12 protein-coding genes and 1 tRNA gene are annotated in these 9086 nt (G+C 51.0%); 11 read left to right on the top strand and 2 right to left on the bottom strand.

The features are described 5' to 3' along the window. Together AC0LWM_RS32125 and trpB are read left to right on the top strand one after the other, a co-directional pair. A partial coding sequence (locus tag AC0LWM_RS32125) for an ATP-binding protein (RefSeq protein ID WP_474679123.1) occupies nt 1-1206 on the top strand: 1206 nt, incomplete at its 5' end. Nucleotides 1207-1314: 108 nt separating this feature from the next. After that, nucleotides 1315-2475: a tryptophan synthase subunit beta gene (trpB, locus tag AC0LWM_RS32120; protein WP_474679122.1), complete on the top strand. Its 1161-nt coding sequence runs from the start codon at nt 1315-1317 to the stop codon at nt 2473-2475. Between the two features lie 116 nt (nt 2476-2591). Here the strand turns inward: trpB and AC0LWM_RS32115 are convergent, their stop codons facing one another. Together AC0LWM_RS32115 and AC0LWM_RS32110 are read right to left on the bottom strand one after the other, a co-directional pair. Continuing rightward, nucleotides 2592-3635, bottom strand: a complete 1044-nt coding sequence (locus AC0LWM_RS32115; RefSeq protein WP_474679121.1) for a YkvI family membrane protein — start codon at nt 3633-3635, stop codon at nt 2592-2594. 160 nt (nt 3636-3795) lie between these two features. Further along, nucleotides 3796-4476, bottom strand: coding sequence for a DUF4309 domain-containing protein (locus AC0LWM_RS32110; RefSeq protein ID WP_474679120.1), 681 nt, complete (start codon nt 4474-4476; stop codon nt 3796-3798). 332 nt (nt 4477-4808) lie between these two features. Here AC0LWM_RS32110 and AC0LWM_RS32105 point away from each other — a divergent pair, with 332 nt between their 5' ends. From AC0LWM_RS32105 to AC0LWM_RS32065, 9 genes are all read left to right on the top strand, one after another. Continuing rightward, complete coding sequence (locus AC0LWM_RS32105; RefSeq protein ID WP_474679119.1) at nt 4809-5378, top strand: xanthine phosphoribosyltransferase; 570 nt, start codon at nt 4809-4811, stop codon at nt 5376-5378. Nucleotides 5379-5463: 85 nt separating this feature from the next. Then, nucleotides 5464-5790, top strand: coding sequence for a hypothetical protein (locus tag AC0LWM_RS32100; protein ID WP_474679118.1), 327 nt, complete (start codon nt 5464-5466; stop codon nt 5788-5790). A 98-nt stretch (nt 5791-5888) separates the two neighbouring features. Continuing rightward, the gene (locus AC0LWM_RS32095; protein WP_474679117.1) at nt 5889-6104 is read left to right on the top strand and encodes a hypothetical protein; all 216 of its coding nucleotides are present in this window, start codon (nt 5889-5891) and stop codon (nt 6102-6104) included. Between the two features lie 82 nt (nt 6105-6186). Next, nucleotides 6187-6537, top strand: coding sequence for a TFIIB-type zinc ribbon-containing protein (locus AC0LWM_RS32090; protein ID WP_474679124.1), 351 nt, complete (start codon nt 6187-6189; stop codon nt 6535-6537). 530 nt (nt 6538-7067) lie between these two features. After that, nucleotides 7068-7553, top strand: a complete 486-nt coding sequence (locus AC0LWM_RS32085; protein WP_474679116.1) for a glutathione peroxidase — start codon at nt 7068-7070, stop codon at nt 7551-7553. A gap of 3 nt (nt 7554-7556) precedes the next feature. After that, nucleotides 7557-8003, top strand: a complete 447-nt coding sequence (locus AC0LWM_RS32080) for a MarR family winged helix-turn-helix transcriptional regulator (RefSeq protein WP_474679115.1) — start codon at nt 7557-7559, stop codon at nt 8001-8003. 66 nt (nt 8004-8069) lie between these two features. Further along, complete coding sequence (locus AC0LWM_RS32075) at nt 8070-8201, top strand: DUF4023 family protein (protein WP_474679114.1); 132 nt, start codon at nt 8070-8072, stop codon at nt 8199-8201. 171 nt (nt 8202-8372) lie between these two features. Then, nucleotides 8373-8780: a hypothetical protein gene (locus AC0LWM_RS32070; RefSeq protein WP_474679113.1), complete on the top strand. Its 408-nt coding sequence runs from the start codon at nt 8373-8375 to the stop codon at nt 8778-8780. A gap of 140 nt (nt 8781-8920) precedes the next feature. Next, a tRNA-Leu gene (locus tag AC0LWM_RS32065) sits at nt 8921-9007 on the top strand. The last annotated feature ends 79 nt before the right edge of the window (nt 9008-9086 follow it).

Below are 9086 nucleotides of genomic sequence, written 5' to 3'. Positions count from 1 at the left end.
CGCGATGCCGTGCGCGCGGAATGGGCGGCGCGGCTGGCGGAGCAGGAGCTGCCCGCGGCGCTGACGCCGGAGGCCGTATTGGAGATTTACCAATACGCCGAGCAAGGCATGGCGCTGCTGCAGCAGCTTGACAAAAGCGCGGCGAAGCTTGACGCCTTGGAGGCCGAGCAGCGCGCCTTCGAGGAGGCCGCAGCCGAGCTGCTCGGGACGCGGGAGAGCCGCGACCTGGTCTTCGCGCTGCGGCAGCGCAAAGCCGAGATCGCGCGGCAAGCGGCGCTTCGGACCGAGCGCGACCGGCTTGCCGCCGGCATCGCCGCACAGCGCGAGGAGCATGCGGCTGCGGTCCGGCGCGTCCATCACGCCAAGCGCAAGCTGGAGGCGCTTTATGCCGAAGCCGGCGCATCTGCGCATGAGGATGAGCTGTTCCGGCTCCGCGCCAGACAATTCGAGCGCCGACGCGAGGCCGAAGCCGAACTGCGCCGGCTCGATGTGCTGATCGGCACATGGAGCGATGCCGGGCAGCGCGAGAGACTGTTCGCCATGCTGGAGCGATACGATGCGCTGCAGCTTGCGGCCGAGCACGACAAGGCGAAACGCGAAGCGACGGAAGCCGAAGATCGGCTGGCGGAGCTGCTGGATCGGCGCGGGCGGCTGCGCCAGGAGCTGGATAAGCTGCAGGCGGATACGGAGCATGCGGACAAGCTGCAGCTGCTGGAGGAACATGCCGCGACATTGCGCCGGCAAGCGGCCCGCTACGGGAAGCTGGCGATATGCGCCGAGCTGTTCCGGCGTACGCGGCTCGTCTACGAGCAGGAGAAGCAGCCGCGTGTACTCAAGCGGGCTTCGCAATATTTTTCCCGTATTACGGATGGGAAATATAAACGGATTATTGCCCCGATCGGCACCAAAACGATCGAAGCCGAGCTTGCGGACGGCGAGCGGATCGACAGCTCCCTCTTGAGCCGCGGTACGGCGGAGCAGCTGTATCTGGCCATGCGCTTTGCGCTTGCTAGCGAGCATGGAAAGGCTCTGCCGCTTCTGCTTGACGATATTTTCGTCAATTTTGACGGCGATCGACTGCACAATACGCTGCTTGCCGTGAACGAAGTGGCGAAGAGCCATCAAGTCGTATTGTTTACGTGTCATGAGCATATACGCGAGGCTGTGCTGGCGTTCGTCGACGGTTGCGGGCTCATCGAGCTGTAGCGCGGACTGGCACAATATAGCACCTTTTCGGAAAGTATTTCATGTTGTACAATGAAGATTGGATGAAGATAACGTTTTCAAAGATACCTTTCGGGAGGTTCATAGACGATGAGTGCAGTCGAACAAGCGGGATATTTCGGACAATTCGGGGGAAGCTTCGTTCCGCCGGAATTGCAGCAAGTTTTGGATTATTTGGCGGAGCAATTTTACAAGTATAAGGACGACCCGGAATTTATCGAAGAATACAACAACTATCAAAAAGAATTTGTTGGACGGGAAAATCCGCTGACTTACGCCAAACATCTGACCGACAAGCTCGGCGGCGCGAAAATTTACTTGAAGCGCGAAGATTTGAACCATACCGGATCGCACAAAATCAACAACGTGCTGGGGCAAATTTTGCTCGCCAAACGGATGGGCGCAAAACGGGTGATCGCCGAGACGGGAGCAGGACAGCATGGCGTCGCAACGGCGACGGTTTGCGCGATGTTCGGCATGGAATGCGTCATCTACATGGGTGCGGAGGATACGAAGCGCCAGGCGCTTAACGTATTCCGGATGGAGCTGCTCGGCGCTACGGTCATACCGGTCGCCAAAGGACAAGGCCGCTTGAAGGATGCCGTCGACGAAGCGCTCGGCGATCTTGTGACGAACTACAAGAACACGTTTTATTTGCTCGGTTCCGCCGTCGGACCGCATCCGTTTCCGACGATGGTCAAGCATTTCCAATCGATCATCAGCGAAGAATCGAAACGTCAAATTCTGGAGAAAGAAGGGCGACTTCCCAATGCGGTCATTGCTTGTGCCGGTGGCGGGAGCAACGCGATCGGATCGTTCGCCCATTATATCGAAGAGAAGGATGTTCGCCTGATCGGCGTCGAGCCGGATCAAGCGCCAACGCTGACGCAAGGCGTGCCGGGCGTGCTGCATGGATTCAAATGCCTCGTGCTGCTCGATGAAGAGGGCAATCCGAAGCCGACGTATTCGATTGCGGCCGGTCTCGATTACCCGGGCATCGGGCCGGAGCACAGCCACTTAAAAGAAAGCGGCCGCGCTGAATATTACACCGTTACGAACGAAGAGGTGCTTGAGGCGTTCCATACGCTGTCCAAGACGGAAGGCATCATTCCTGCGCTGGAAAGCGCACATGCCGTTGCGTATGCGATGAAGCTGGCGCCAACGCTGCCGAAGGACCAGATCTTGATCGTGAATCTGTCTGGCCGAGGCGACAAGGACGTTGAGCAAGTTTACCATATGATGCACGGCTAATGCCTGAGCTGCTGCCCCAATAAGCCGCAAATGCGGCGGTCTGCCTGCAGGGAAGCGAATTGCTTCCATTGCTTCCTGCCGGTTGTTCCGCTAGCGTGCGGCTTTTTTGCTGCCTATTATTCCAATTGCGTTTTGCCTTTGCGGCGCATAATCATGACGAGCCAGATCATGCTGACAATACCGAATAAAGGATAAAGGGTCGATAGCAGGACACTGAAGCCAATTTGGCTTGTAATGTAGCATAGCACCAGGATGACGATCGTCACGATTTCCCGCCTGTAAGGAAAATGCTGACGGATTTGCAGGGACAGCCCATACACGTCGGCGACAAACGTCGTGAAAATTTCCGCGAAAATCATGAACAAGTATAGCAGCTGCATCATTTGACCGAGCCGATTCGTAATCGCTCCCATCGGAATTTCGAATTGAGCGATGCCCGGCATTTGCGCCGACAAGGCGAAGTGCCCGGCAAACAACAGCACGCCGATGCCGATGCCGCCGATGCACCCGCCCCATAATAAAGCTTTGCGGTCGCTCACCTCCGATCCGATCGGCACAAGCACCGCCTGGGACATCGTTAGGTTGAAGGCGGCGTAGAGCAGCGGAGCCGTCCATATTCTGGCGAGCGAATAATCGGTGGTCAAATGAATGAACCGGTCTGCCGTCGGACTGGACATTGTATGAATAACGATAACGACAGTACAAATGAGCATGATCGGCACGACGATCGAATTGATCGTCAATATCGCCTGTATCCCTTTTTTAATAATGAAATAAGAAAGAATGAGCGTAAGGAACAACCCGGTCTGATACGACAGGTTGAAGTTTTCCTGGAAGATCGACCCTGCCCCGGCGAGCATGACCGCATTCGTACCGAACAGGGCGACCAAGACAAAATAACTGATCCAGCTGCCGATGTGGGGACCGAACAAATGCTTGTTCAAATCTTCGTAAGATTTCGCCTTAATGTCGTGAGCGAGCAGCATCAGCTTGGTGCCTAACCAGACGAACATCGCGGTTGCCAATACGATGGTGAACATGGCCCATCTGCCGTAACGCGTATAAAACTGCAATATTTCTTGACCCGTGGCGAAACCGGCCCCAACGACCGTTCCGATATACGTAAAGGCGATCCGTAGCACGAGGAATGCTTTTTTCATCGTTCGAGTCTCCTTGTACAACCTGTATATTACAGCGTATGTACAGGATCGCCCAGGCATGACAAGCTGTTTGGTTGTTGGGGTGCGGGCCGTTCCCCGCATGTGGACGAAAAAAACCAGCGCACTGCATTCAGTGGCTGGTTTGATGTTCGGCATTCTCTTATTTGTCCGCGAAAAGCTTGATCGATTGGATCACGTGCGTTTGCGGATCGATATCGAGCTTGAGCAGCACGGCGTCCGCTTTGTAGCTGAGAACATAGTTCGTATTCGAATCGGCTTTGCCAAGCGCCTTCAGGGCGTCCTTGTCCTTGTCGCCGACCTTAAGGCCGCTTAGGCCGGTGGCCGTATCGGCGGAGCTTACTTCTACGAACAATACTTGCATCGATTTATTAAAGCCCACTGCATATCCGTCGTATTCGAATACGGTGACAGGATCTTTTTCGTCTTCCATCGTAAATTGCTCGACCGGTTTGCCAAGCTTCTTCACGACGGCGTCTTTCTTGTCGCCAAGCGCAATGCCAAGCAGTTTCGGGTGGGCGGGATCGAATTTATCGTCCGGTTGCTCCGCTTTGTCCGGCTTGTCGGACGTTTTGCCGGAAGCCGGCTTGCTGTCTGCGTTTGCCTTTGACGCGCCTTTTGTCGTCGCGTTTGCTTCAGGCGCTTCGCCGTCGGAACTCGGAATCGGCGTAACTTCGACCGATTTTTCTTCGGTTGCCGGACTTTCCGCTTCTTCGGCTTGTGTATTGGAAGTAGGGGGGGCGGCGGCTTCGGGAGAAACCGGCTTCTGGCAGCCTGTCACAAGTAACACGACAAGACCAAATCCTACGAGCCACTTCAACATGGAATATCTTCCTTTCTTTCTATGTAACGGTAAATGCGCTTGATGAACCTTTACCATCATACTCCCTCCTTGTTGTCTTTCTCAAAGACGATTTAGGGCAAAAAGAGGCCGTATTCCGATGAATTGGTGACGTTTTGAAATTGGAATCCCTTGGATCAGGTACTGGCGCGATATTTTATGTCCTTACTACTATTTAGACGGATATTTGTCCAAAAAAGTTGCGTATTTTTGCAAATCCGGAGAAAAATATAACGATTCCTTGAAAATAGACTTGAACACCCCGATGGCGGTATGATAAGTTATTCGAAGCTAATCACGTAGGAGGGAAACGGATGGATATTTTAAAACAGCGCATTCGCGAGGAAGCCGCCATTCATTCTAATGAAGTGTTAAAGCTTGATTCTTTGCTCACCCATCAGGTTGATCCTCAATTCATCATGCAGCTCGGACGCGAATTTGCCGACCGTTTCGCCGGAGAATCGATTACGAAGGTCGTTACTGTGGAGTCTTCCGGCATTTCCGTTGCATTCGCGACAGGGTATGCTCTTGGTGTCCCGCTTGTATTTGCCCGCCGCAAAAAAACGCTGATCGGCGATCCCGATACGTTGTCCGAACGCGTCCCTTCCTTCACGAAGGGGATCGTAACCGATATTATGGTATCCAAGCAATTTCTGAAGCCGGACGACCGGGTACTGTTCATCGATGATATTATCGCTAACGGCGACGCGGCGAGAGGGCTGATCAAAATCATCGAGAGATCCGGCGCTACGCTCGTCGGCATCGGCATCGTCGTCGAAAAAACGTTCCAGGCCGGTGGACAGTCGATTCGCGATCAGGGCATCCGCCTTGAAACGCTTGTCAAAGTATCTTCGCTTGACGGAGGAGAAATCGGCTTCGAGTAATGCATTATTTTCATGTGAACTGTGCCTTCCCACACGTAGCGTTTTATTCTATAATAAGCATAAGTTCGTGAGGGGAGGCTACAATATGGGGAACCCATCGGTACCTGTTGATTTTTTTATGACCAAGTTGGCACAAGCTAAAGTTCATTTCGAACGCGCGCTCGATTGCAAACATACGGAGTTCGACGACCTATATCCCTATATGATCGAACATCCTCAGTTTTTCTGGTATAAACGATATGTCGCCTGGTCCGAGCTTCTGACCGTCGTCAAGCTGTGCGAAGAACTGAACATCGCATGGGACGGACAATTCACGGAGCAGCAGCAGGATTATATTCAGAAACGTGTGATGTCGAGCAAGGTTCTGGATTTGTGGTACGAAACGAATGATTCGAAGGAGCACGTCGGCTAAGCTTGAACGTTGTCGGAAATTATAGATTAAGGAACGGCCTAAATGGATAACATTTAGGCTTTTTTTTGAATGATAATCGTCGTAGGGGAGGGACAAGCTTGATAACGGACGAACAACTGGACGCATACCGCATAGCAGGCACGAAAATTCGCGTCGTTCGCGATGCATTGGAGATTAACGACGTGATCGGCGTCGTGGTCGCCTGGGACGAGCAACAGGTGATGATCCGGCGGATGAACCGGCGAATCGTCAAATTGGACCGCGGATACATATTTCAGCCCTTCGGGGAAGAGCGGGCGAACATTTTATTGTAAATCGGCCGCCGGTTTGGAACCTTTTGGCGCATGGATCGTAGTGAAATTATGGTTATGCCAAACAAAGGAGGAAACCGTCTTGTTGAAATGCCCGGTATGCAGCGATATAAAGATGCGTGAGGTTGAAAAGGACGGCGTTTTGATCGACGTATGTCCGGAATGCAAAGGGGTATGGCTTGATCGCGGCGAATTGGATAAATTGATGAACGGGATGCGCGAAGTGCGCCGTTATTATGATGAGCGATATGGCGACAGCGATGACGACGATTGGGAAGATCGCAGAAAACGCGAAGCTTACCGTAATACGAATTATGGCCATACGCCGCATACATCGCATACATCGCATTCGAGCCACCACAATAGCGAATACGACTACCATAAGAAAAAGAAGAAAAAGACGGTATTCAGTTTATTCGAAGATTTGTTTGATTAACTGAAAACCGGGATAAAAAAAGCCGCGTAAATAAAAATACGCGGTTTTTTTATGATGATTAATACAGAGTAGGGATCGGAGGACATGAAACGCCGTAGATAAATCTCGGATCAATACCGTAATAGTACCAGAACATCCCGTTCCAGCGATAACCTGAAACTTCGCCGTATTCAACTCTAGTTGGGTAATACCAGAAACTTTCCCCATCCGATAGCCAAACGTAAGTGTAGTTATATAAGCAGTCAACGATATAACCAGTTGGATTAGTTGGAATGTAATCGGGGGGAGGAGGCAGCATTTGAGCGGGTGATTCGGGCAAAGGCGAAAATGCCAATTGGACTTCAATCCTTTCATATTTGATTATAAACTTTTAAATAAACGTTTTGCGCTTCTTTTCATACATATGAATGTGCCTAGTCTAAGGTTCGGTTATTTCGCTTGCTTTTTTGGTTAAATTGTTTTAAATTAAATTGTGTACAATATAATTGAGTTCAATATATATGGTGAAAATAAGAATGGAGGACACAAACATGAGCGTATACGATTATGAGGTGAAAACCATTAAAGGCGAAACGACCACGCTCCGCGAATATGAAGGGAAGGTTCTATTGATCGTGAATACGGCCAGCCAATGCGGTTTTGCTCCGCAGTTCAAAGGCTTGCAGAAGTTGCATGAAACGTATCATGACCAAGGGTTCGAGGTGCTTGGTTTTCCGAGCAACCAATTCCGCGAGCAAGAGCCCGGCAACGATGCGGAAATCGAGAATGTATGCGAGCTGAATTTTGGCGTGAGGTTTCCGCTTTATTCGAAAATCGACGTCAACGGCACTACGGCCCACCCGCTGTTCAAATATTTGACTGACCGAGCGCGTGGCGTTATGATGTCACGGTCGATTAAATGGAATTTTACGAAATTTCTGATCGACAAGAAAGGAAACGTCATTCAGCGCTTCTCTCCAACGACGAAACCGGAAAAAATCGAAAGCCGCATTCAATCGCTTTTACAAGAGGTGTAATGGATGGAATATTCCATAGACGAAACGCTAAAGCTGGACAATCAATTATGTTTTGCGATATATGCCTGCTCGAGGGAGATGACCCGGTTATACCGGCCGCTGCTTGAGGAAATCGGAGTAACTTATCCGCAATATTTGGTATTGCTTGTATTGTGGGAGAGGGACGAACTTACGGTCAGCGAATTGGGAGATCGGTTGTTTCTGGATTCCGGGACGCTGACTCCGCTGCTGAAACGGATGGAAGGAGCGGGTTGGATCGAGCGCAAACGCTCCGGAGAAGACGAGCGCAAGGTGATGATCCGTCTTACGGATAAAGGTGCGGACCTCAAGCTTCAAGCATGCCGGATTCCGGAAGAGATGGTGCGGCGCAGCGGTTTGTCCATCGACGAATTCGGGGGATTGTTAGGCGACATGAAACGGTTGCTCGACAGGCTGCACGGTCATGCATGATTCCGTTCGTACAGGGAACATTATCTGAGGAACGAAATGATGCATACGATATGGAGGTTTCCACAAATGGAAAGCTTGAATGAATTCGTAGATAAGCTGGAGGAACAGCAGAAAAAGCAGGAGAAGAATAAACGATTTCATGGCGAAGGCAGTCCGGGTAACCGACTTCCGAACAAGCAAAAAAGCACAAACAAATAATTCGCAAGCAGTTCGATAAAAGCCGATTACAGCATTGGATGTTGATCGGCTTTTTTTGTGGCCCAAATATTACAAATATAATATGTAATATCCGATATATGTAAGGGAGGATGGAAACTGGACAAAGTCAAATTGCTTTCGGACCGGTTCCAGCACGAATTGGAGGTGTTCATGTTGAAAATATTAAGCGGTGCTAATCGGCTTTACCCCAATTTATATGAAGCTGGGCAACGGACGAGCCAACCGGCTTTGCGAATCGGGGACAAGCTTCCTTCTACAGGAGTAATCGTGGATTTGTCGGAGTCCGTGAAGCAAGCACGCCCAATATCGGTAATCGAACACGAAGCGGCAAAAGTCACGATTCCGGATAAGCCTTACGGCGCTCCGGATGACTATGTTCCGGTGTCCGAGCTGATGAAACGATTTCGGCCTCAAGATTATGAACAAATGCAAAGCCGGTTTGGGCAAAACGACGGGGTAGGCGGCTTATCCGTACTCCTCCAGTTTGCCAAGGGCTTGCCCAAGCATCCGGAATGGGTAAAGCAGTATTGGGAGGAAATGAAGACAAAGTTTGTTTGAGGTCTGTAGAGCCTTGCCCTGTAATTGGTGACATCGTGCCGATGTGCAGGGTCTTTTTTTGATAAAAAGATGCTTGACAACATATAGTGATCCGTGATAAATTATATTTCGTTGACACGAAAAGTTGACGAAAACAAAATGCGGTCGTGGCGGAATTGGCAGACGCGCTAGATTCAGGTTCTAGTGGTGTAACAGCCGTGGAGGTTCGAGTCCTCTCGACCGCACCAGCATCAAAGGATTCAGCACATGAGCTGGATCCTTTGTTCGTTTATAAAGCGAAAAGGCGAGCTACTGGTTCTAGTGGTG

The sequence above is a fragment of the Paenibacillus sp. sgz302148 genome (assembly GCF_056120465.1).
The sequence above is the reverse complement of the archived record's forward strand: the minus strand, read 5'-3'. Positions and strand labels throughout refer to the sequence as shown.

What these genes read in the sequence shown, in the direction of transcription:
- AC0LWM_RS32085 (WP_474679116.1), top strand. Translation starts at nt 7,068, where the DNA reads ATGAGCGTATACGATTATGAGGTGAAAACCATTAAAGGCGAAACGACC.
- AC0LWM_RS32100 (WP_474679118.1), top strand. Translation starts at nt 5,464, where the DNA reads ATGGGGAACCCATCGGTACCTGTTGATTTTTTTATGACCAAGTTGGCA.
- AC0LWM_RS32105 (WP_474679119.1), top strand. Translation starts at nt 4,809, where the DNA reads ATGGATATTTTAAAACAGCGCATTCGCGAGGAAGCCGCCATTCATTCT.
- AC0LWM_RS32115 (WP_474679121.1), bottom strand. Translation starts at nt 3,635, where the DNA reads ATGAAAAAAGCATTCCTCGTGCTACGGATCGCCTTTACGTATATCGGA.
- AC0LWM_RS32075 (WP_474679114.1), top strand. Translation starts at nt 8,070, where the DNA reads ATGGAAAGCTTGAATGAATTCGTAGATAAGCTGGAGGAACAGCAGAAA.
- AC0LWM_RS32070 (WP_474679113.1), top strand. Translation starts at nt 8,373, where the DNA reads ATGTTGAAAATATTAAGCGGTGCTAATCGGCTTTACCCCAATTTATAT.
- AC0LWM_RS32080 (WP_474679115.1), top strand. Translation starts at nt 7,557, where the DNA reads ATGGAATATTCCATAGACGAAACGCTAAAGCTGGACAATCAATTATGT.
- trpB (WP_474679122.1), top strand. Translation starts at nt 1,315, where the DNA reads ATGAGTGCAGTCGAACAAGCGGGATATTTCGGACAATTCGGGGGAAGC.
- AC0LWM_RS32110 (WP_474679120.1), bottom strand. Translation starts at nt 4,476, where the DNA reads ATGTTGAAGTGGCTCGTAGGATTTGGTCTTGTCGTGTTACTTGTGACA.